The following is a 21,253-nucleotide window of genomic DNA, read 5'->3' on the forward strand; positions in this document are numbered from 1 at the left end:
CAAGAATAAAAAAGATCCGAGGTGTTGCATGTCCGAGCTATCCGAAGCGCGCATCCCCGACGCACCCGCAATTCAACGCTTGCCCCTTTTGCAGCTGATCCTGGTGGGCCTGCAACACGTTCTGCTGATGTACGGCGGAGCCATCGCGGTGCCGCTGATCATCGGACAGGCCGCTGGCCTGAGTCGTGAAGAAATCGCCTTCCTGATCAACGCCGACCTGCTGGTGGCCGGGATCGCCACCATCGTGCAATCGATGGGCATCGGCCCCATGGGCATTCGCATGCCGGTGATGATGGGCGCCAGTTTCGCTGCGGTCGGCAGCATGGTCGCCATGGCCGGCATGCCGGGCATCGGCCTGCAAGGAATCTTCGGCGCGACCATCGCCGCCGGGTTCTTCGGCATGCTCATCGCGCCGTTCATGTCCAAAGTCGTGCGCTTCTTCCCGCCTCTGGTGACAGGCACGGTCATCACCTCGATCGGTTTGTCGCTGTTCCCCGTGGCCGTGAACTGGGCCGGCGGCGGTGCCGGTGCGACTCAATTCGGTTCACCGATTTACCTGGCCATCGCCGCGCTGGTGCTGGCCACCATTCTGCTGGTCCATCGCTTCATGCGCGGCTTCTGGGTGAATATTTCGGTGCTGATCGGCATGTGCCTGGGCTACGTGATCTGCGGCCTGATCGGCATGGTCGACCTCAGCGGCATGGCGCAGGCGCCCTGGCTGCAAATCGTCACCCCGCTGCATTTCGGCATGCCGACGTTTGAACTGGCACCGATTCTGTCGATGTGCCTGGTGGTGGTGATTATCTTCGTCGAGTCCACCGGAATGTTCCTGGCACTGGGCAAGATCACCGGCCAGGACGTCTGCCCACGCATGCTGCGGCGCGGCTTGCTGTGTGATGCCGGCGCCTCGTTCTTCGCCGGTTTCTTCAACACCTTCACCCACTCCTCGTTCGCCCAGAACATCGGCCTGGTGCAGATGACCGGCGTGCGCTGCCGCTCAGTGACCATCGTCGCCGGCGGTTTGCTGGTGGTGTTGAGCCTGCTGCCGAAAGCGGCGTTCCTGGTGGCTTCGATTCCGCCAGCGGTACTGGGCGGCGCGGCGATTGCGATGTTCGGCATGGTTGCCGCCACCGGGATCAAGATTCTTCAGGAAGCCGACATCGGTGACCGTCGCAACCAGTTGCTGGTGGCGGTGAGCATCGGCATGGGATTGATCCCGGTGGTGCGGCCTGAATTCTTCGCCCATCTGCCGCTGTGGATGAGCCCGATCACCCACAGCGGAATCGCCATGGCCACGTTGAGTGCGCTGTCGCTGAACCTGCTGTTCAACATTCTCGGTGGCCGCGAACGCGCCGCGATCAACGACTGCCACGCCCACTAAGACAGCAACGCACAACCCCCGTAGGAGCGAGCCTGCTCTCGATGAATCCGAAAACACCGCGTGTATCCAGATAACACGCGTAATCGTTGACGACCATCGCGAGCAGGCTCGCTCCTACAGGGGCTGGGGTTCCTGCGCCTTGAAAATAAAAACAAGAGGGAGCAACAGATGATTCGGACACAGACAAACATGCTGTTGGGCGGTGGCCTGTTGGCCGCGAGCCAGGCCATGGCCGGTGATTTATTGCTGTGGCAAACAAACAGCCTGAGCTATCTGTATGGCAAGGACTTCGCGGTCAATCCGTCGATCCAGCAAACGGTGACGTTCGAGCACGCCGACCGCTGGAAGTACGGCGACAACTTCCTGTTCGTCGACAGCACCTACTACAACGGCGAGAAGGATCGGAACAAAGGCGTTCACGCCTATTACGGCGAGTTCAGTCCGCGCCTCTCCTTCGGCAAAATCCTCGACCGCCGTTTCCAATTCGGCCCAATCAAGGACGTGTTGCTGGCCATGACCTACGAGAACGGCGAGGACGACACCGAGGCCTATCTGATCGGCCCCGGTTTCGACCTCGCGGTACCCGGTTTCAACTTTTTCACCTTGAACGTCTACTATCGCCAGACCGAAGGCTCGCGTCCCGGCGACGATGTCTGGCAGATCACGCCGGCCTGGTCCTACACCCTGCCCTTGGGCAACTCGAGCCTGTTGATCGACGGCTACATCGACTGGGTCGTGGATAACGACCAGAACTCGAACGGCACGTATCACGCCAACCTGCACTTCAATCCGCAGATCAAATATGACCTGGGCAAGGCTTTGGGCTGGCGGGAGAAGCAGGTGTATGTCGGCGTCGAATACAGCTACTGGAAAGACAAATACGGCATCGAAAACAACGCCAACTTCGACACCAACGAGAACACCACCAGCCTGCTGGTGAAGGTGCATTTCTAGATGATCCGCAACCGTGCCCCAGACCTGCCGTCGGTGCGCTGTTGCGGGGCACTTGAGACCTGGCCAAGGAGTCAGTATTCTCCGCGGCCGCCTGAATCCGCTTTAAAAAAAAGCCCGGATTTAATTCCTGACCAGAAAGCCAACTTATCCCGGCACTGGACGGTACCAAGGCACCCCAAAACCTCCCTCAATCGACTGCTTTCGAGCAGCCGAGCGGGAGTTTTTTTGTTTTTTAAAAGCCTTGGCGCAGCTCTTGCTAACAGCACTGAAGCTGACCGATTGGATGATTTTTTACCGCTACAGAAAAAGGCGCCACACCAGAGCGTCGACCTTAAAAAAATAACGTGGAACCACCTACTTTTTGGGAGCAACCGAATGAAACGTACGTGCACTAGCCTGATGCTGGCGGGATCACTGCTGGCCGGGGGCCAGGCCATGGCTGGCGACTTGCTGCAATGGCAGAACAACAGCCTGACTTACTTGTATGGCAAGGATTTCCAGGTCAACCCGCGCATTCAACAGACGGTGACCTTCGAACACGCCGATGGCTGGAAATACGGCGACAACTTCGTGTTCGTCGACAAGATCTTCTACAACGGCAAAGAAGATTCCTTCGCCGGTGAAAACACCTACTACGGTGAAATCAGCCCACGTTTGTCGTTCGGCAAAATCTTCGACCAGAAACTCGAATTCGGCCCGGTCAAAGATGTGCTGCTGGCCATGACTTACGAGTTTGGCGAAGACGATACCGAGTCCTACCTGATCGGTCCTGGTTTCGACCTGGCCATCCCGGGCTTTGACTACTTCCAGCTGAACTTCTACAACCGTCACACCGAAGGCGACCGTCCGGGTGACAATATCTGGCAGGTCACGCCGGTCTGGTCCTACACCGTTCCGGTGGGCGATTCGAACATCCTGATCGACGGTTTCATGGACTGGGTGGTCGATAACGACGTCAACAAAAAAGGCGAATACCACGCCAACCTGCACTTCAATCCACAGGTCAAATACGACCTGGGCAAGGCGCTGAACCTGGGCGAAAAGCAGTTGTACGTCGGTGTCGAGTATGACTACTGGAAAAACAAATACGGCATCGAAGACAGCCAGGGCTTCAAGACCGATCAGAGCGTGACCAGCTTCCTGGTCAAGGTGCACTTCTGATTTAAAAAAGCATCGCTAGCAGGCTAGCTCCCACAGGTGACCGCGTTTCAATGTGGGAGCTAGCCTGCTAGCGATAGCCGCACCGCCAATCTCAAGCGATAACCGCTGCCTCGGCTATCCCAAGAAACCGACACAACTCCCCGCGCTTGGCCAACGCATCGCGCCGCCCCAGATCTATCAACTCGCTGCAATACCCCGCCTCGAACAGCAGATAACTCAGCACCCCCGCCCCACTGGTCTTGGTCGCCCCCGGCCCACGCAGGAACAGGCGCAACGCCGCCGGTAATTCCTGCCGATGCCGCGCGGCAATTTCATCGATCGGCTGACTCGGCGAAATCACCAACACCTCCACCGGCGCCACGCCAAGCGCGCGGGTCGGCGTGCCGTCGGGCAGCAGATGGCTGAACTGATTCAGACGCTGCAGCAACTCGATGTCACTTTCCAGGCTGTCGATGAACGTACTGTTGAGCATGTGCCCGCCGATCTGCGCCAGCGTCGGCTGCTGACCGGTGTAGGCGCGTTGCAGCGGTTGTTCCGGGTCGACGCCCCGCGGATTGCCGCTGACCCCCACCACCAGCACGCGGCTGGCGCCCAGGTGCAGGGCCGGGCTGATCGGGGCCGATTGGCGAACTGCGCCGTCGCCAAAATACTCCTCGCCGATTTTCACCGGGGCGAACAGCAGTGGAATGGCGGAACTGGCGAGCAAATGTTCGACGGACAATTGCGTCGGCACGCCAATCCGCCGATGACGCAACCACGCATCGATGGTGGTGCCGCCCTGATAGAAGGTGACGGCCTGACCGGACTCATAACCAAACGCCGTGACCGCCACAGCCTGCAACTGCTTCTGCTCGATGGCTTCGGCAATGCCGGTCATGTGCAGTTTGTCGTTGAGCAACCCGCGCAGCGGCGAGCTGTTGAGCAAGGCCACCGGAACCTGAGCGCCAATGCCCAGCAAGCTGTGGCTGACGAAGCGGCTGGCCTGATGGATCACGCCCGGCCAATCACTGCGCAACACCAGATGGCTGCGGAAACCCTGCCAGAAGGCAGTCAGGCGCTCGATCGCGCCACGAAAGTCCAGCGCCCCACTGGCGAGGCTGACCGCGTTGATCGCCCCGGCCGAGGTGCCGACGATCACCGGAAACGGGTTGCTGGCGCCCACCGGCAGCAGTTCGGCAATCGCCGCCAGCACGCCCACCTGATAGGCCGCCCGAGCCCCGCCACCGGATAGAATCAAGCCTGTAACCGGTTCCGCAGGACTCATTGCAACACTCCATGGCGCTCAAGGGGATCGGTGATTCAACCGCGTTTTTTGTACAACTTCGGCTCGCCCGGCGGACGGCTCTTGAAGCGGCGATGCGCCCAGAGGTATTGCTCCGGGCAGTCGCGCAAGACGCCTTCGACCCACTGGTTGATGCGCAGGCAATCGGCCTCTTCGGATTCACCGGGGAAGTTGTCGAGTGGCGCATGAATCACCAGTCGATAGCCGCTGCCATCCGCCAGACGCTCCTGGGTGAACGGCACCACCAGCGCCTTGCCCAGCCGCGCAAACTTGCTGGTGGCGGTGACGGTCGCGGCCTGAATCCCGAACAGCGGCACGAAAACACTTTGCTTGGCGCCGTAGTCCTGATCCGGTGCGTACCAGATCGCCCGCCCGGCCCGCAGCAGTTTAAGCATGCCGCGCACGTCCTCACGCTCCACCGCCAGCGAATCGAGGTTGTGCCGCTCGCGGCCACTGCGCTGGACGTAATCGAACAGTGGATTCTTGTGCTCGCGGTACATGCCGTCGATGGTGTGCTGCTGTCCCAACAGCGCCGCGCCGATTTCCAGCGTGGTGAAATGCACGGCCATCAGGATCACGCCCTTGCCTTCACGCTGGGCTTTTTTCAAATGCTCCAGGCCTTCGACATGCGCCAGTTTGGCCAGACGCTCGCGCGACCACCACCAACTCATCGCCATCTCGAAAAACGCGATGCCGGTGGAGGCGAAATTTTCCTTGAGCAGACGCTTGCGCTCTGCCGCGGATTTTTCCGGGAAGCACAGCTCGAGATTGCGCTTGGCAATGCGCCGTCGGTCGCCGGCCACTCGATACATCAGGGCACCCAGAACGCGACCGACAAACAGCAACGCCGGATACGGCAACTGAACAATCAGCCACAACAGCCCCAAGCCACACCACAGCGGCCAGAAACGCGGAGAAAGAAATGCTGTTCGAAAACGCGGGCGATCCATTAAAGGTTCCGGAAAGACAATGGCCGCGCATTCTACATCGTTCGACCCGGCTTGCGGCCTGCGGGCGTTCTCGTTATAAGTCTCGGCACTTTTAGTGACAAGCCGTTGTATGCCGACATGAGCCAAACCGAACCGCTAGACCAAGATCCCGTGTTCCAGCTGAAGGGCAGCATGCTCGCCATTACGGTGCTGGAACTGGCCCGCAACGACCTCGAAAGCCTTGATCGGCAATTGGCCGCCAAGGTCGCCCAGGCGCCGAATTTTTTCAGCAACGCGCCGCTGGTGCTGGCCCTGGACAAGCTTCCAGCCAGTGAAGGCGCCGTCGATTTGCCGGGCCTGATGCGCGTCTGCCGCCAGCACGGTCTGCGCACCCTGGCGATTCGTGCCAGCCGTATCGAAGACATTGCTGCCGCCATTGCCGTCGACCTGCCGGTGCTGCCGCCGTCCGGCGCCCGGGAACGCCAGCTGGACCTGCACGAAGGCGAGGTGAAGAAAAAACCGGAAAAACCACCGGAGCCGACCCTCAAACCGACCAAAATCATCACGTCGCCCGTCCGTGGTGGCCAGCAGATTTATGCCCAGGGTTGCGATCTGGTGGTGATTTCGTCGGTCAGTCCGGGGGCGGAACTTCTCGCCGATGGGAACATCCATGTATACGGGCCGATGCGTGGTCGCGTGTTGGCCGGGGTCAAAGGCGACACGAAAGCCAGGATTTTCTGTCAGCAAATGAGCGCTGAACTGGTCTCCATCGCCGGTCATTACAAGGTGTCCGAAGATCTGCGCCGCGACCCTTTGTGGGGTTCGGGTGTACAGGTCAGCCTGTCGGGCGATGTGTTGAACATCATTCGGCTTTAACGGATACTGCCGCATTTTCCAAGCATCTCTAAAACGTAGCGAAAACGGCTCAAACGAAGTAGGAAAATGGCCAAAAACAGTGTTTACCGGGGGTAAACGCCGTTCAGGGCCGGATTCCAGCCAAGGCTGTCCGACTGCAGTAGTTTTTCAAGAGATGTTTTTCAGGGGCTAAAAGTCCTTTTTCCTTAGGGGTGAAACACCTTGGCCAAGATTCTCGTGGTTACATCCGGCAAGGGTGGTGTGGGTAAGACCACCACCAGCGCCGCTATCGGTACCGGCCTCGCTCTGCGCGGTCACAAAACAGTTATCGTCGACTTCGACGTCGGTTTGCGTAACCTCGACCTGATCATGGGTTGCGAGCGTCGCGTGGTGTATGACTTCGTCAACGTGGTAAACGGCGAAGCCAACCTGCAACAAGCCCTGATCAAAGACAAACGCCTGGAAAACCTCTACGTCCTGGCCGCCAGTCAGACCCGCGACAAAGACGCGCTGACCGTCGAAGGCGTCGAAAAAGTCCTGATGGCGCTGAAAGAAGACTTCGAATACGTGGTCTGCGACTCTCCGGCCGGCATCGAGAAAGGCGCCCACCTGGCCATGTATTTCGCTGATGAAGCGATCATCGTGACCAACCCGGAAGTGTCCTCGGTACGTGACTCGGACCGCATGCTGGGCCTGCTGGCCAGCAAATCGCGCCGCGCCGAGAAGGGCGAAGAGCCGATCAAGGAACACTTGCTGCTGACTCGCTACAACCCGCAACGCGTCAGTGACGGCGAAATGCTCGGCGTCGAAGACGTCAAGGAAATTCTGGCCGTGACCCTGCTGGGTGTCATTCCGGAATCCCAAGCGGTACTCAAGGCTTCCAACTCCGGTGTGCCGGTGATTCTCGACGACCAGAGCGACGCCGGCCAGGCGTACAGCGATGCCGTCGACCGTCTGCTGGGCAAAACCGTGGAGCATCGTTTCCTCGATGTGACGAAGAAAGGCTTCTTCGAGCGCCTGTTTGGAGGTCGATAATGAACATTTTTGACTTCTTTCGTGCCAACAAGAAGCCAAGTACCGCCTCGGTTGCGAAAGAGCGTCTACAGATCATCGTGGCGCATGAACGCGGCCAACGCAGTACGCCGGACTACCTGCCAGCCTTGCAGAAGGAACTGGTCGAGGTGATCCGCAAGTACGTCAATATCGGGTCCGATGACGTGCACGTCGCTCTGGAAAACCAGGGCAGCTGCTCGATCCTGGAACTCAATATCACCCTGCCTGACCGCTAGTCGGTCAGACAGGAGCCACGGCGGCTCAGGCTCTCCCGCATCCGTGCAGGAGCGAAGCTTGCTCGCGAAGGTGTGTCAGTCGACATCAATGTGGCTGACACACCTTCGCGAGCAAGCTCGCTCCTACAGGATGCTGGGGGCCTGAGCCGCCGTTGGCGTTTGTTACGAGGCTGTTTTAATGCCGTTGTCCAACATCCGCATCATCTATCAGGACGCCGCCGTACTGGTGGTGGATAAACCGACCCTGCTGCTCTCTGTCCCTGGCCGGGCCGATGACAACAAGGATTGCCTGATCACCCGCCTGCAAGAAAACGGCTACCCGGAAGCGCGAATCGTCCATCGACTGGACTGGGAAACCTCCGGCATCATTCTGCTGGCCCGTGACCCGGACACACATCGCGAACTGTCTCGGCAATTTCACGACCGCGAAACCGAAAAAGCCTACACCGCCCTGTGCTGGGGACAGCCGGAACTGGACAGTGGCAGCATCGACTTGCCGCTGCGCTACGACCCGCCGACCAAGCCACGCCACGTTGTGGACCATGAATTCGGCAAACATGCCCTGACCTTCTGGCGCGTGCTGGAACGTTGCGGCGACTGGTGCCGCGTCGAACTGACGCCGATCACCGGCCGCTCCCATCAGTTGCGCGTGCACATGCTTTCCATCGGCCACCCGCTGCTGGGCGACGGGCTCTACGCCCATGAGCACGCGCTGGCTGCCTGGCCACGATTGTGCCTGCACGCGAGCATGCTCAGCTTTACCCATCCCCAGACCGGCGAACGCCTGCGCTTCGAGTGCCCGGCCCCGTTTTGAGCCATTAATAAAACCCTGTGGGAGCGAGCCTGCTCGCGATAGCGATGGAACAGTCGACATAGATGTTGGCTGACACACCGCCTTCGCGGGCAAGCCTCGCTCCTACAAGGGATCCCCCAGTGCCACTGCCGCCAATTCTTTGGCCAATACGTTAAACTGGCGCCATTGCTGTCTGGAGCTACTTATGCGCGAAGAGTTGAACCAAGGCCTGATCGACTTCCTCAAGGCCTCCCCTACCCCATTCCATGCCACCGCCAGCCTGGTTCAGCGCCTGGAAGCGGCCGGTTTCCAACGCCTCGACGAACGCGAGCCGTGGACCACCGAAGCCAACGGTCGCTATTACGTCACCCGTAACGACTCTTCGATCGTCGCGATCAAGATGGGCCGCCATTCACCGCTGCACAGCGGCATTCGCCTGGTCGGCGCCCACACCGACAGCCCGTGCCTGCGGGTCAAACCCCAGCCGGAACTGCAACGCCAGGGTTTCTGGCAGCTGGGCGTCGAAGTCTACGGCGGCGCGCTGTTGGCCCCGTGGTTCGACCGTGACCTGTCCCTGGCCGGCCGCGTGACCTTCCGCCGTGACGGCAAGGTCGAAAGCCAGCTGATCGATTTCAAGGCGCCGATCGCCACCATCCCCAACCTGGCGATTCACCTCAACCGTGAAGCCAACCTGGGTTGGGCGATCAACGCGCAGACCGAGCTGCCGCCGATCCTCGCGCAATTTGCCGGTGACGAGCGCGTGGATTTCCGCGCCGTGCTCACCGACCAACTGGCCCGCGAACACGGCTTGAACGCCGACGTGGTGCTGGATTACGAGCTGAGTTTCTACGATACCCAAAGCGCGGCAATCATCGGCCTGCATGGCGACTTCATCGCGGGCGCGCGCCTGGACAACCTGTTGTCGTGCTACGCCGGGCTGCAAGCCTTGCTGACCGCCGAAACCGACGAAACCTGCGTGTTGGTGTGCAACGACCACGAAGAAGTCGGTTCCTGCTCGGCCTGCGGTGCCGATGGTCCGATGCTCGAGCAGACTTTGCGTCGCCTGCTGCCCGAAGGTGATGAATTCGTACGGACCATCCAGAAATCCCTGCTGGTCTCGGCCGACAACGCCCACGGCGTGCACCCGAACTACGCCGACAAGCACGACGCCAACCACGGCCCGAAACTCAACGCCGGCCCGGTGATCAAGGTCAACAGCAACCAGCGTTACGCCACCAACAGTGAAACCGCCGGCTTCTTCCGCCATCTGTGCATGGCCGAAGAAGTGCCGGTGCAGAGCTTCGTGGTGCGCAGCGATATGGGCTGCGGCTCGACGATCGGCCCGATCACTGCCAGCCACCTGGGCGTGCGCACCGTGGACATCGGCCTGCCGACGTTCGCCATGCACTCGATCCGCGAGCTGTGCGGCAGCCATGACCTGGCACACCTGGTCAAAGTGCTGAACGCGTTTTACGCCTGCCGCGAATTGCCGTAACCCCGTAGGAGCTGTCGAGTAAAACGAGGCTGCGATCTTTGATCTTGTCATTAAAAAGCCACGTCAAAAGATCGCAGCCTCGTTTCACTCGACAGCTCCTACACTTTAATTATCCCTATCGACAAGGCAGTCGCCATGATCTCCCTATCTTCCTTTCACGCCATGCTGGTTCCGATTCTCGCCGGGATGATCATGCTGGCCATCGGCTTCAATTTTCGCGACAAGAACGCTGGCGTCTTCGCCATGTGGATCGGCATGCTGACGATCCTCGCCACCGTGGTCTTCAAGATCCTCGCCAAACTCAACGAATAAATCCTCGCCCCTGGCTCGCATTGATTTTGACGGGCTCGTACACTCGGTCGATCCGCTCATCCCGAGGTTGACCGCCTAGTGTTCGCTCGTCTCTTTGCCCTGCCGTGTTTCTTCCTTGTCTGCCTCATGACGCTGCTGCCGATGGCGCCTGCCCAGGCGGTCAGTTTGCCGGGCCTGCTCAACAGCTCTGCGAAACCCCAACCAGAAGCACAAGAACCGCTGGGGCAATCCCTGGACGAAGTGATCAAGTCGCTGGAAAACGATCAGCAACGGAGCAAGTTGCTGACGGACCTGAAGAAGTTGCGCGACGCCACCAAAAAGGCTCAACCCGCCACCGAGCAAGGAGTGCTGGGCCTGATCGGCGGAACCCTGGCCAACTTTGAAAAGCAGTTTTCCGGAGCGGACAGTCCGGTCACGCGCTGGTCCGACGAGTTTGAGCTGGCCAAGGATGAACTGGCCGCACTGGTGCTGCCGGCGAACGAATGGCTGCCGATCATCTTTGCCTTTGCCATGATCCTGATGGTCTGGAGCCTGCTGGCGGCGGCGTTGATCTGGATTAGCCACCGGGTGCGGATGCGCTTTGGCCTGACCGAAGAACTGCCGCAACACCCCAAAGCCCTGGACATGCTGCGCTTCGCCCTGCGCAAGCTCGGGCCGTGGCTGATTGCCTTGGTGATCACGGTGTACATGAGCTACGCGCTGCCCTCGTCACTGGGCAAAAGCCTGGCCATGGTGCTGGCTTATGCGCTGGTGGTCGGCACCTGCTTTTCGGCGATCTGCGTGATTGCCTTTTCCGTGCTCGACGGCCCGCACCGCCATCGCGCCCTGTACATCCTGCGGCACCAGGCCTTTCGCCCGTTGTGGCTGATCGGCAGTTTCGCCGCTTTCGGTGAAGCCCTGAGCGATCCGCGACTGGTCACCAGCCTCGGCACTCACCTGGCGCACACCGCCGCGACCGTGGCCAACGTGTTGGCCGCGTTGTCCACGGGGTTGTTCATCCTGCGTTTCCGCCGGCCCATCGCGCACTTGATTCGCAATCAGCCGCTGTCCCGGCGCCTGACGCGCCGGGCGCTCAGCGACACCATCGAAATTCTCGGGACTTTCTGGTACATCCCGGCGCTGGTGCTGGTGGCCATCTCGCTGTTCGCCACCTTCATTTCTGCGGGCGATACCAGCACTGCCTTGCGCCAGTCGCTGATTTGCACGGTGTTGGTGGTGTTGTGCATGGTCATCAATGGGCTGGTGCGTCGCCACGCCCTTAAACCGCAACGCAGCGTGAAGCGCCATGCGCTGTATTCGGAACGCCTGAAAAGCTTCTTCTACACACTGGCTCATTTGCTGGTGTGGCTGGTGTTCATCGAACTCGGCCTGCGGGTCTGGGGCATGTCCTTGATCACCTTCACCGAAGGCGAAGGCCACGAAGTCAGCGTCAAACTCTTCAGCCTGGCCGGCACGCTGATTTTTGCCTGGCTGATCTGGATCCTCAGCGACACCGCCGTGCACCACGCCCTCACCCGCTCGCGCAAAGGCCTGGCCAACGCCCGCGCGCAGACGATGATGCCGCTGATCCGCAACGTGCTGTTCGTGGCGATTTTCATCATCGCGCTGATCGTCGCCCTGGCGAACATGGGCATGAACGTCACGCCACTGCTGGCGGGTGCCGGCGTGATCGGCCTGGCCATCGGTTTTGGTGCGCAATCGCTGGTCGCCGACCTGATCACCGGGTTGTTCATCATCATCGAAGACTCGCTGGCCATCGACGACTACGTGGACGTGGGCGGGCACCTCGGCACCGTCGAAGGGCTGACCATTCGCACCGTGCGCCTGCGGGACATCGACGGCATCGTCCACACCATTCCGTTCAGCGAAATCAAAAGCATCAAGAACTACTCACGGGAATTCGGCTATGCGATTTTCCGCGTGGCGATCCCGGCCAGCATGGACATCGACAACGCCATCAAACTGATGCGCGAAGTCGGCCAGAAAATGCGCACCGATCCGCTGCAACGGCGCAACATCTGGTCGCCGCTGGAGATCCAGGGTGTAGAGAGTTTCGAGTCCGGCAACGCGATTCTCCGCGCCCGCTTCAAGACTGCGCCGATCAAGCAGTGGGAAGTGTCCCGAGCGTTCAACCTGTCGCTCAAGCGACACCTGGATGAAGCCGGGATGGACCTGGCCATGCCACGCATGAGCGTGCAAGTGATCACGGCCGGCGGTGGACCGCAGAAGGAATAGCACGCTCGGCAGATACCTCGGTCACCGGCACTGAAGCCCAATAACCATCGTCATGGAGAACCCCGATGCAACTGACCCGCATTACACAGGCTTGCCTGCTCACCCTGTTCGGCACGCTGGCCTCTCACGCCAGCGCCGACCCACTGCAAGACGCGCGCACGCGCATCGCCGATCAAGCCACCGCGCTTGAGCCGGAATTGCTGGAAACGCGCCGCGATATTCATGCCCATCCTGAACTGGGCAACACCGAAAAACGCACGTCCGAATTGGTCGCCAAGCAACTGCGGGCCATGGGCCTGGAAGTGAAAACCGGCGTCGCCCGCACGGGCGTGGTCGCGGTACTGAAAGGCGCCCTGCCCGGCCCGACCGTGGCCCTGCGTGCCGACATGGACGCACTGCCGGTCAAGGAAGTCTCGGACCTGCCCTTCGCCTCGAAAGCCAAGGGCACGTACCTGGACAAAGAAGTCGACGTGATGCACGCCTGCGGCCACGACGCCCACACCGCCATCCTGCTCAGCACGGCGAAAATCCTGAGCGGCATGCGCGACACCTTGCCTGGCACGGTGGTGTTCTACTTCCAACCCGCCGAAGAAGGCCCCAGCGACTTCATCCCCGATGACAAAAATACTTGGGGGGCGAAAATGATGATTCAGGAAGGCGCGATGAAATCGCCAAAACCGGACGCCGTGTTCGGCCTGCACGTGTGGGCCGGCGTCCCGGCAGGCCAGATCGCCTACCGCCCGGGCCCGACCCTGGCCAGCTCCGACGACCTGCGAATCAAAATCCTCGGCAAACAAACCCACGCCGGCCGCCCCTGGGACGGCATCGACCCGATCACCGTCGGTGCGCAAACCATCGTCGGCCTGCAAACCGTGGTCAGCCGCCGCACCGACATCTCGTCCTACCCCTCAGTGGTCAGCATCGGCACCATCAACGGCGGCACCCGCTACAACATCATTCCCGAGTCGGTGGACATGACCGGCACCCTCCGCTCCTACGACTACGGCATCCGCCAGAAACTGCATGCCGACGTCCGCCAGACCGTGGAAAAAATCGCCGAGAGCGGCGGCGCGAAAGCCGAAGTCACCATCATCGAAAAATACGACCCGACCATCAACAACCCGGCATTGACCGAGAAAATGCTGCCGACATTGCGCTGGGCGGCGAAAGACGACGTGTTGCAAGGACCGTTAGTGGGAGGCGCAGAGGATTTCTCTTTTTATGCCAAGGATGCACCGGGGTTGTTCGTATTCCTCGGGGTAACGCCGCGAGACCAGGACATGAGCAAGGCTGCGCCGAATCATAATCCGGGGTTCTTTGTGGATGAGTCGGCGCTGGTGGTTGGGGTGCGGACGTTGGCTTCATTGGCGACCGATTATCTGTATGCCAATGCGAAGCCTTGAGTGAGGTAGGTTCATACGGAAGGCATTGCACCTGCGAGGGATGGGGCGGATCGAAGGCCGTCATCGCGAGCAGGCTCGCTCCCACAGTTGGATCCGGTGCGCCCGCGCGAGATTTGCCGGTTTGAATGACGCCATCGCAGGCAAGCCAGCTCCCACATTTTGAGCGGTGTGCATCAGTGAAGAATGGGTCGACTACAAGGACGCCTTCGCGAGCAAGCCCGCTCCCACATTTGGACTGTGTTCATCTGTGAGGGATTGGTCGGCTACCAGGCCGCCTTCGCGGGCAAGCCTCGCTCCTACAAAATCCAAAGCAGAGCGCCGTACCGCTTCGCTTCTCACCACTCATCAGGCCGAGCGTTAGCTCGCCTTCAGCTTTTGATCTTGATCCACCTGCCCCTTCGGCAGGCTGAGTGGAGGTGTGCATCCGGGGGTAGGCGCGTAGCGCCGTTCGGCGCAGCCGAACACATCGAGAGGAGGTCGTCGCGAAGCAGACCGGAGGCGATGCCCCCGGATGGACACCGGAGCGAAGGAACCCCGAGCCTAAGCGAGGGGCCGGACGCTGGGGCAAGACTTTTTGGTTCCTTTTGTGGCGTCTGACAAAAGGGACTCGCCGTAAGGGCGAAACCCCAAGCCGCCGTTACCGCAGCAACGGATATACACCCAAATCACCCAAAAGCCTGGTCGGCCCAGAGGCCGCCAAGGTCAAACCACATCAACCCCAACGTGAATCGCATCATGCCGCCAAAACTCAAGATCACAATCGATCAACCGCCCATGCTGATCATAATTAACCCGAGCAATCCGCAGCCCGGGACTCCCCACAGACACCCGTAAAGCCGCCGCCGCATCCACCGACAACGCCGTCGGCACAATCTCGAAACGCACCCGTCCGTAGTGCAAATCGTAATGCCGCGCATACAACTCAGTAATCGACTGATTCAAATCAAACGCCAGAATCCCCGGAAAAAACTGCGGATTCAGATAGTGCTCCACGTACAACACCAACCGCCCATCGATGCGCCTAGAACGACAAACCTGAATCACACTCGACAATGCAGGCAACTGCAACCAGGCACACACCGCCGCCGATGCCGGCTGCAACCGCGCCGAAATCACCTCCGTGGACGGCACCCGCCCCTGAGCACTGACCATCGCGTGAAAGTGACTGCGCTGCATCAAGTTATAAGCCAGGCGTGGCGGCGACACGAACCAGCCACGACGCTCCTCCCGATAAATCTGCCCCTGCGCTTCCAACTGCAACAACGCCTCACGCACGGTAATCCGCGTGGTACCAAACAACTCACTGAGCTTGCGCTCGGCCGGCAACTTGCTTCCAGGCGCCAACAACCCATGGTCGAGCTGCTCCTGAAGCACCTGCCCGATCGCTGTCACCGCTTTGGTTGTCTCGATGCGCATCAACGTTACCTATCTGGACTAGACCAGCACTGATTCGGGGCGCAACCGCGACTCAAATCGGCGCCATCAACTGCCTGCAAGCCTAGGCACTGCATATGACTGCCAGATGACAAAGCCGCCGAACGGTTGCGCCAGACACCTGCAATTTAACGGCCAAGTCCTTTCATATCAGCCCTTTAGACATGGTCTACGCTTAACTCGCACCCTGAGTATTCCAGCACAGAAAATATGGGCAGACCGGTCGTCGACATCAAAATGTCATCCAACCCGCCTAAATTGGCTCAGGTATTGCTGACCTAGACCAACACAACCGCAATCGCAGCGTTGAAAACGCCCAAAGGAGCTTCGGATGAAAAAGCTTTTCCTGGCATCACTGTTAGGCTCGACCATTGCCATGTGCACCGCCGCCATGGCCGCTGATACCGACTTGAAAACGCTCGAAGCCGCTGCGAAAGCGGAAGGTGAGGTCAACAGTGTCGGCATGCCCGATAACTGGGCCAACTGGAAAGGCACCTGGGACGACTTGGCCAAGAACTACGGCCTGAAACACATCGACACCGACATGAGTTCGGCCCAGGAAATCGCCAAGTTCAAAGCGGAAAAAGACAACGCCAGTGCGGACATCGGCGACGTCGGCGCGGCCTTCGGCCCGATCGCCATCAAGCAAGAGGTTTCGCAGCCTTACAAACCCAGCACCTGGGATCAGATACCGGCCTGGGCCAAAGACAAAGACGGGCATTGGGCCCTGGCCTATACCGGCTCCATTGCTTTCATCATCAACAAGACGCTGCTGCACGGCTCCGACGTACCCAAGAGCTGGGCGGATCTTGCAAACGGCAAGTACAAGGTTTCCATCGGTGACGTGAGCACCTCCGCCCAGGCCATCAACGGCGTACTGGCAGCGGCCCTCTCCAAGGGCGGCGACGAAAAGAACATTCAGCCAGGCCTGTTGTACTTCGCCGACATCGCCAAACAAGGGCGCCTGTCGATGACCGACCCGGTGATCGCCAGCATGGAAAAGGGTGAAATCGAAGTCGGCGTGGTCTGGGACTTCAACGGCCTGAGCTACAAGGCCAAGATGGTCAATCCAGATGACTACATCGTCCTGATACCATCCGATGGTTCGGTGATTTCCGGTTACACCACCATCATCAACAAATACGCCAAGCACCCGAACGCCGCCAAACTGGCGCGTGAATACATCTTCAGCGATGCCGGCCAGATCAACCTGGCGAAAGGGAACGCTCGTCCGATCCGCGCCGAACACCTGACCCTGCCGGCCGATGTACAGGCCAACCTGTTGCCGAACGAGCAGTACAAAAACGTAACGCCAATCAAAGACGCGGACGTCTGGGAGAAGACCTCCAAGTCCGTGCCTCAGAAGTGGCAGGAAGAAGTCATCGTCAACATGAAGCAGTAACACGGTAGATCAACCAATGGAGATCTAATGTGGGAGCGGGCTTGCTCGCGAAGGGGCCATAACAGCCAACATCAATGTTGAATGTCAGTCCGCTTTCGCGAGCAAGCCCGCTCCCACACTGGACCGAGTGAAGTCTGGGTTTTTCGAATGTCTGATCTGCGGAGTTCCAGCCCTATGAAGCACAATGTCATCCTTGTCGTGCTCGACGGCCTCAATTACGAGGTTGCGCGCCACGCCATGGGGCACCTGCAGGCTTACGTTGGCGCAGGACGCGCGGCGCTCTACAAACTGGAGTGCGAACTGCCGGCCCTGTCCCGACCGCTTTACGAATGCATCCTCACCGGCGTTACGCCGATCGACAGCGGCATCGTTCACAACAACGTCTCGCGCCTGTCCAATCAGCGCAGCATCTATCACTACGCCCGCGACGCCGGCCTGAAAACCGCCGCCGCGGCCTATCACTGGGTCAGCGAGCTGTACAACCGTTCGCCCTTCGTTGCCGCCCGGGATCGTCACACCGACAACCCCGACCTGCCGATCCAGCACGGCCATTTTTACTGGAACGATCACTACCCGGACTCGCACCTGTTCGCCGACGCGGAAAACCTGCGCCTGCGCCATGCGCCGAACTTTCTGCTGGTTCACCCGATGAACATCGACGACGCCGGGCACAAGCACGGTCTCGACACGCCGCAATACCGCAACAGCGCCCGCTCGGCCGACATCATCCTCGCCGACTACCTGCAAGGCTGGCTCGACGCCGGTTATCAAGTGCTGGTGACCGCCGACCACGGCATGAACAATGACCGCTCCCATAACGGCCTGCTGGCGGAAGAACGCGAAGTACCGCTGTTCGTGCTCGGCGATGCCTTCAGTTTCAACGCCAGCGCCGCACCGAAACAGACTGAAATCTGCGGCACCGTCTGCGAACTGCTCGGTGTGGCCCACGACAAACCTGTGTGCCGGGAGCTGCTCAAGTGAACTTCATGACCCGTGGCAAATGGCTGGCAGTGCTGTGCCTGGTGCCCTTCACACTGTTTTTTATCGTGTTCGAGATCGCCCCGCTGTTCTGGGTGATGATCAACAGCGTGCAATCGGAAGAGTTCGGCTGGGGCCTGGCCAACTTCAGCAAGATCTTCACCTCGAAGTTCTACTTGCAGGCTATCCAGTACAGCCTCGAGATCAGTTTCTGGTCCAGCGTGTTCGGGATCATCATCGCCGTGCTTGGCGCTTATTCGCTGCGCCGGGTCGACTCGAAACTGCGCAATTTCGTCAACGCCTTTGCCAACATGACGAGCAACTTTACCGGCGTACCGTTGGCCTTCGCCTTTATCATTCTGCTGGGCTTCAACGGCACTTTCACCCTCCTGCTCAAGCAGGCCGGGATCATTCAGGATTTCAACCTGTACTCGAAAACCGGGCTGATCCTGCTGTACACCTACTTTCAGATTCCGCTGGGCGTGTTGCTGCTGTACCCGGCCTTCGACGCCCTGCGCGAAGATTGGCGTGAGTCCGCCGCGCTGCTGGGCGCTAACGGCTGGCAGTACTGGCGGCACATCGGATTACCGGTGCTGACCCCGGCACTGCTCGGCACGTTCGTGATTCTGCTGGCCAACGCCCTCGGCGCCTACGCCACGGTGTACGCCCTGACCACCGGCAACTTCAACGTGCTGACGATCCGCGTCGCGGCGATGGTGTCCGGCGATATTTCCCTGGACCCCTACATGGCCAGTGCCCTGGCCGTGGTGCTGGTGGCGTTGATGACCCTGGTGACCATCGTGCATCAGCTGCTGTTGAAGAGGAGCTACCATGTCTCGCGCTGAACTGGGCCCCGTCGGTGTCTACCACCGGGTGGTGGTGTATTTGCTGTTTGCCATTCTGTTGCTACCGCTGGCCGGCACGTTGATCTACTCGCTCTCGACCAGTTGGTCTGCCTCCATCTTGCCCAGCGGATTCACCATCAAGTGGTACGCGCAGCTGTGGAGCGATCCGCGCTTTTTGCATGCCTTCGGCCAGTCACTGCTGGTGTGTGTGGGCGCGTTGATTCTGTCGGTGGTGCTGATTCTGCCGCTGCTGTTCGTGGTGCATTACCACTTCCCGAAACTCGATGCGCTGATGAACATCCTGATCCTGCTGCCCTTCGCGGTGCCGCCGGTGGTGTCGTCGGTGGGGCTGTTGCAGCTTTATGGTTCCGGGCCGTTCGCGATGGTCGGCACGCCGTGGATCTTGATCGGTTGTTACTTCACCGTAGCGCTGCCGTTCATGTACCGGGCAATCACTAACAACCTGCAAGCGATCAACCTGCGCGACCTGATGGACGCTGCACAACTGCTCGGCGCCAGCACCTGGCAAGCGGCGTTCCTGGTGGTGCTGCCGAACTTGCGCAAGGGTCTGATGGTGGCATTGCTGCTGTCCTTCTCGTTCCTGTTCGGTGAGTTCGTGTTCGCCAACATCCTCGTCGGCACCCGTTACGAAACCCTGCAGGTCTACCTCAACAACATGCGCAACAGCAGCGGCCATTTCACCAGTGCGCTGGTGATTTCCTACTTCTTCTTTGTGCTGGTCCTGACCTGGGTTGCCAATATCTTGAACAAGGACAAAAGCGAATGAGCTACGTCAGCGTCCAACACCTTCAGAAGAATTACGCGGGCACCCCGGTGTTCAGCGACATCAACTGTGAAATCCAGAAAGGCGAATTCGTCACCCTCCTCGGCCCGTCGGGTTGCGGCAAGTCCACACTGCTGCGCTGCATCGCCGGGCTGACGTCAGTGGATGGCGGCAAGATCCTGCTGGATGGCGTCGATATTGTGCCGTTGAGCCCACAGAAACGCGGGATCGGCATGGTGTTCCAGAGCTACGCACTGTTCCCCAACATGACCGTGGAGCAGAACGTCGCGTTCGGTTTGCGCATGCAAAAGGTCAACACCGATGACAGTCAGAAGCGTGTCGCCGAAGTGTTGAAGCTGGTGGAGCTCAATGACTTCGCCGCCCGCTACCCGCATCAACTTTCCGGTGGCCAATGCCAGCGGGTCGCCCTCGCCCGCTCCCTGGTCACCCGGCCACGCCTGTTGCTGCTGGATGAGCCGCTATCGGCCCTGGATGCGCGGATTCGCAAGCACTTGCGCGAACAGATCCGTCAGATCCAGCGCGAGCTGGGCCTGACCACGATCTTCGTCACCCACGATCAGGAAGAAGCCCTGACCATGTCTGACCGCATTTTCCTGATGAATCAGGGAAAAATCGTACAGAGCGGCGACGCCGAAACCCTGTACACCGCGCCGGTCGATGTCTTCGCGGCCGGTTTCATCGGCAACTACAACCTGCTGGATGCCGACAGTGCGACAAAACTGCTGCAACGGCCGATTACCCACCGCATCGCCATTCGCCCGGAAGCCATCGAACTCAGTTTGAACGGCGAACTCGACGCGCAAGTGCGCAGCCACAGCCTGCTGGGCAACGTGATTCGCTACCGGGTCGAAGCCCGGGGCGTGGAATTGGTGGTGGATGTGCTGAACCGCTCGGCGGCCGATTTGCATCCCGATGGTCAGCGCCTGGCACTTTCCATCGATCCGACGGCCCTGTGTAAGGTAGCCTGATGCCCTTGCTGATGTTGAAGAGAGAACTGCACTGATGGCCCTGGCAATTTTTGATCTGGATGAAACCCTGATTCACGGCGACTGCGCCACCCTCTGGAGCGAGCAAATGGGCCGCCTGGGCTGGGTCGATCCCGAGTCGTTCATGCGTCAGAACAATGAACTGATGGACGCCTACAGCCACGGCAAATTGCGCATGGAGGAATACATGACCTTCAGCCTCGAGCCAATGATCGGCCGCACGCCGGAAGAGGTCGACCACCTCGTCGGGCCTTGGGTGGAAGACTTCATTGAACCGATCATCTTCAGCGATGCCACCAAAGCCATCGCCGCTCATCGCAAGGCCGGTGATCGAATCCTGGTGATCTCCGCCTCCGGCACGCACCTGGTCAGGCCGATTGCCGATCGTCTGGGGATCGACGAAATTCTCGGCATAGAACTGGAAGTGACGCACGGCGTTTACAGCGGCAATACCGTTGGCACGCTGACCTACCGCGAAGGCAAAATAGTTCGACTGCTGGAATGGCTGGATGCGGAAGAAGAAAACCTGGAGGGCGCGAGTTTCTATTCCGACTCACGTAACGATTTGCCGTTGTTGTTGAAGGTGGATTTCCCACACGTGGTGAACCCGGACCCGGTATTGCTTGAGCACGCCGAGAAAGCCGGCTGGCCAATCCACCTCTGGAAGTAACCGAGAACCAATGTGGGAGCGGGCTTGCTCGCGAAGGGGCCATA

20 protein-coding genes are annotated in these 21,253 nt (G+C 59.8%); 17 read left to right on the plus strand and 3 right to left on the minus strand.

Translation table 11 applies throughout. The features are described 5' to 3' along the window. Nucleotides 1-28: 28 nt before the first annotated feature. The 3 genes from ACIPL2_RS17280 (at nucleotide 29) to ACIPL2_RS17290 (ending at nucleotide 3,496) form a co-directional block, all read left to right on the plus strand. On the plus strand, nucleotides 29-1,381 hold the full coding sequence (locus ACIPL2_RS17280; protein WP_401358128.1) for a nucleobase:cation symporter-2 family protein: 1,353 nt from the start codon (nucleotides 29-31) through the stop codon (nucleotides 1,379-1,381). A 168-nt stretch (nucleotides 1,382-1,549) separates the two neighbouring features. Continuing rightward, complete coding sequence (locus ACIPL2_RS17285) at nucleotides 1,550-2,335, plus strand: outer membrane protein OmpK (protein ID WP_401358130.1); 786 nt, start codon at nucleotides 1,550-1,552, stop codon at nucleotides 2,333-2,335. A 375-nt stretch (nucleotides 2,336-2,710) separates the two neighbouring features. Next, nucleotides 2,711-3,496 (plus strand): outer membrane protein OmpK, encoded by a 786-nt coding sequence (locus tag ACIPL2_RS17290; protein ID WP_401358131.1) that lies wholly within the window; start codon nucleotides 2,711-2,713, stop codon nucleotides 3,494-3,496. Between the two features lie 91 nt (nucleotides 3,497-3,587). Here ACIPL2_RS17290 and ACIPL2_RS17295 read toward each other — a convergent pair whose 3' ends face one another. Together ACIPL2_RS17295 and ACIPL2_RS17300 are read right to left on the minus strand one after the other, a co-directional pair. Beyond that, nucleotides 3,588-4,760 (minus strand): patatin-like phospholipase family protein, encoded by a 1,173-nt coding sequence (locus ACIPL2_RS17295; RefSeq protein ID WP_401358133.1) that lies wholly within the window; start codon nucleotides 4,758-4,760, stop codon nucleotides 3,588-3,590. 35 nt (nucleotides 4,761-4,795) lie between these two features. Next, nucleotides 4,796-5,728 carry a lipid A biosynthesis lauroyl acyltransferase gene (locus tag ACIPL2_RS17300; protein ID WP_401358135.1) on the minus strand — a complete coding sequence of 311 codons (933 nt, stop codon included), beginning with the start codon at nucleotides 5,726-5,728 and terminating at the stop codon, nucleotides 4,796-4,798. A 117-nt stretch (nucleotides 5,729-5,845) separates the two neighbouring features. Between ACIPL2_RS17300 and minC the strand changes: the two genes are divergently transcribed. The 8 genes from minC to ACIPL2_RS17340 all read left to right on the plus strand — a co-directional run bounded on the left by minC (nucleotide 5,846) and on the right by ACIPL2_RS17340 (nucleotide 14,089). Next, on the plus strand, nucleotides 5,846-6,583 hold the full coding sequence (minC, locus tag ACIPL2_RS17305) for a septum site-determining protein MinC (RefSeq protein ID WP_401358137.1): 738 nt from the start codon (nucleotides 5,846-5,848) through the stop codon (nucleotides 6,581-6,583). Between the two features lie 201 nt (nucleotides 6,584-6,784). Then, nucleotides 6,785-7,597: a septum site-determining protein MinD gene (minD, locus tag ACIPL2_RS17310; protein WP_401358139.1), complete on the plus strand. Its 813-nt coding sequence runs from the start codon at nucleotides 6,785-6,787 to the stop codon at nucleotides 7,595-7,597. Beyond that, entirely contained in the window at nucleotides 7,597-7,851 is a 255-nt protein-coding gene (gene minE / locus ACIPL2_RS17315; RefSeq protein WP_007944431.1) for a cell division topological specificity factor MinE, read from the plus strand. Before minD ends, minE begins: the two co-directional genes overlap by 1 nt. Before the next feature lie 178 nt (nucleotides 7,852-8,029). Next, nucleotides 8,030-8,665 carry an RluA family pseudouridine synthase gene (locus ACIPL2_RS17320; protein WP_401358141.1) on the plus strand — a complete coding sequence of 212 codons (636 nt, stop codon included), beginning with the start codon at nucleotides 8,030-8,032 and terminating at the stop codon, nucleotides 8,663-8,665. 184 nt (nucleotides 8,666-8,849) lie between these two features. Next, a complete protein-coding gene (locus tag ACIPL2_RS17325; protein ID WP_059404703.1) occupies nucleotides 8,850-10,139 on the plus strand; it encodes a M18 family aminopeptidase in 1,290 nt (429 codons plus the stop codon). Between the two features lie 135 nt (nucleotides 10,140-10,274). Then, nucleotides 10,275-10,451 (plus strand): hypothetical protein, encoded by a 177-nt coding sequence (locus ACIPL2_RS17330; RefSeq protein ID WP_401358143.1) that lies wholly within the window; start codon nucleotides 10,275-10,277, stop codon nucleotides 10,449-10,451. Nucleotides 10,452-10,529: 78 nt separating this feature from the next. After that, nucleotides 10,530-12,686, plus strand: a complete 2,157-nt coding sequence (locus ACIPL2_RS17335) for a mechanosensitive ion channel domain-containing protein (RefSeq protein WP_401358145.1) — start codon at nucleotides 10,530-10,532, stop codon at nucleotides 12,684-12,686. A 65-nt stretch (nucleotides 12,687-12,751) separates the two neighbouring features. Next, a complete protein-coding gene (locus ACIPL2_RS17340) occupies nucleotides 12,752-14,089 on the plus strand; it encodes an amidohydrolase (RefSeq protein ID WP_401358147.1) in 1,338 nt (445 codons plus the stop codon). Between the two features lie 702 nt (nucleotides 14,090-14,791). Here ACIPL2_RS17340 and phnR read toward each other — a convergent pair. After that, nucleotides 14,792-15,505: a phosphonate utilization transcriptional regulator PhnR gene (gene phnR, locus ACIPL2_RS17345; RefSeq protein ID WP_401358148.1), complete on the minus strand. Its 714-nt coding sequence runs from the start codon at nucleotides 15,503-15,505 to the stop codon at nucleotides 14,792-14,794. A gap of 349 nt (nucleotides 15,506-15,854) precedes the next feature. Between phnR and ACIPL2_RS17350 the strand changes: the two genes are divergently transcribed. The 6 genes from ACIPL2_RS17350 (at nucleotide 15,855) to ACIPL2_RS17375 (ending at nucleotide 21,209) form a co-directional block, all read left to right on the plus strand. Next, on the plus strand, nucleotides 15,855-16,925 hold the full coding sequence (locus ACIPL2_RS17350; protein WP_401358149.1) for an ABC transporter substrate-binding protein: 1,071 nt from the start codon (nucleotides 15,855-15,857) through the stop codon (nucleotides 16,923-16,925). A gap of 174 nt (nucleotides 16,926-17,099) precedes the next feature. Next, nucleotides 17,100-17,906, plus strand: a complete 807-nt coding sequence (locus tag ACIPL2_RS17355; RefSeq protein ID WP_401358150.1) for an alkaline phosphatase family protein — start codon at nucleotides 17,100-17,102, stop codon at nucleotides 17,904-17,906. 5 nt (nucleotides 17,907-17,911) lie between these two features. Next, complete coding sequence (locus ACIPL2_RS17360; RefSeq protein ID WP_401358232.1) at nucleotides 17,912-18,748, plus strand: ABC transporter permease; 837 nt, start codon at nucleotides 17,912-17,914, stop codon at nucleotides 18,746-18,748. Continuing rightward, on the plus strand, nucleotides 18,735-19,535 hold the full coding sequence (locus ACIPL2_RS17365; RefSeq protein WP_401358151.1) for an ABC transporter permease: 801 nt from the start codon (nucleotides 18,735-18,737) through the stop codon (nucleotides 19,533-19,535). The genes ACIPL2_RS17360 and ACIPL2_RS17365 overlap by 14 nt, the downstream gene beginning before the upstream one ends. Further along, a complete protein-coding gene (locus tag ACIPL2_RS17370) occupies nucleotides 19,532-20,521 on the plus strand; it encodes an ABC transporter ATP-binding protein (RefSeq protein ID WP_401358152.1) in 990 nt (329 codons plus the stop codon). Before ACIPL2_RS17365 ends, ACIPL2_RS17370 begins: the two co-directional genes overlap by 4 nt. A 34-nt stretch (nucleotides 20,522-20,555) precedes the next feature. Then, a complete protein-coding gene (locus ACIPL2_RS17375) occupies nucleotides 20,556-21,209 on the plus strand; it encodes an HAD family hydrolase (protein ID WP_401358153.1) in 654 nt (217 codons plus the stop codon). Nucleotides 21,210-21,253: the final 44 nt, after the last annotated feature.

The organism is Pseudomonas sp. NPDC086251 (assembly GCF_044746405.1).
Lineage (GTDB): Bacteria > Pseudomonadota > Gammaproteobacteria > Pseudomonadales > Pseudomonadaceae > Aquipseudomonas.

Excerpts from the sequence above, each read along its gene's own strand:
- ACIPL2_RS17280 (WP_401358128.1), top strand. The coding sequence starts at position 29 with ATGTCCGAGCTATCCGAAGCGCGCATCCCCGACGCACCCGCAATTCAA.
- ACIPL2_RS17285 (WP_401358130.1), top strand. The coding sequence starts at position 1,550 with ATGATTCGGACACAGACAAACATGCTGTTGGGCGGTGGCCTGTTGGCC.
- ACIPL2_RS17290 (WP_401358131.1), top strand. The coding sequence starts at position 2,711 with ATGAAACGTACGTGCACTAGCCTGATGCTGGCGGGATCACTGCTGGCC.
- ACIPL2_RS17295 (WP_401358133.1), bottom strand. The coding sequence starts at position 4,760 with ATGAGTCCTGCGGAACCGGTTACAGGCTTGATTCTATCCGGTGGCGGG.
- ACIPL2_RS17300 (WP_401358135.1), bottom strand. The coding sequence starts at position 5,728 with ATGGATCGCCCGCGTTTTCGAACAGCATTTCTTTCTCCGCGTTTCTGG.
- minC (WP_401358137.1), top strand. The coding sequence starts at position 5,846 with ATGAGCCAAACCGAACCGCTAGACCAAGATCCCGTGTTCCAGCTGAAG.
- minE (WP_007944431.1), top strand. The coding sequence starts at position 7,597 with ATGAACATTTTTGACTTCTTTCGTGCCAACAAGAAGCCAAGTACCGCC.
- ACIPL2_RS17320 (WP_401358141.1), top strand. The coding sequence starts at position 8,030 with ATGCCGTTGTCCAACATCCGCATCATCTATCAGGACGCCGCCGTACTG.
- ACIPL2_RS17325 (WP_059404703.1), top strand. The coding sequence starts at position 8,850 with ATGCGCGAAGAGTTGAACCAAGGCCTGATCGACTTCCTCAAGGCCTCC.
- ACIPL2_RS17330 (WP_401358143.1), top strand. The coding sequence starts at position 10,275 with ATGATCTCCCTATCTTCCTTTCACGCCATGCTGGTTCCGATTCTCGCC.
- ACIPL2_RS17340 (WP_401358147.1), top strand. The coding sequence starts at position 12,752 with ATGCAACTGACCCGCATTACACAGGCTTGCCTGCTCACCCTGTTCGGC.
- phnR (WP_401358148.1), bottom strand. The coding sequence starts at position 15,505 with ATGCGCATCGAGACAACCAAAGCGGTGACAGCGATCGGGCAGGTGCTT.
- ACIPL2_RS17350 (WP_401358149.1), top strand. The coding sequence starts at position 15,855 with ATGAAAAAGCTTTTCCTGGCATCACTGTTAGGCTCGACCATTGCCATG.
- ACIPL2_RS17355 (WP_401358150.1), top strand. The coding sequence starts at position 17,100 with ATGAAGCACAATGTCATCCTTGTCGTGCTCGACGGCCTCAATTACGAG.
- ACIPL2_RS17360 (WP_401358232.1), top strand. The coding sequence starts at position 17,912 with ATGACCCGTGGCAAATGGCTGGCAGTGCTGTGCCTGGTGCCCTTCACA.
- ACIPL2_RS17365 (WP_401358151.1), top strand. The coding sequence starts at position 18,735 with ATGTCTCGCGCTGAACTGGGCCCCGTCGGTGTCTACCACCGGGTGGTG.
- ACIPL2_RS17370 (WP_401358152.1), top strand. The coding sequence starts at position 19,532 with ATGAGCTACGTCAGCGTCCAACACCTTCAGAAGAATTACGCGGGCACC.
- ACIPL2_RS17375 (WP_401358153.1), top strand. The coding sequence starts at position 20,556 with ATGGCCCTGGCAATTTTTGATCTGGATGAAACCCTGATTCACGGCGAC.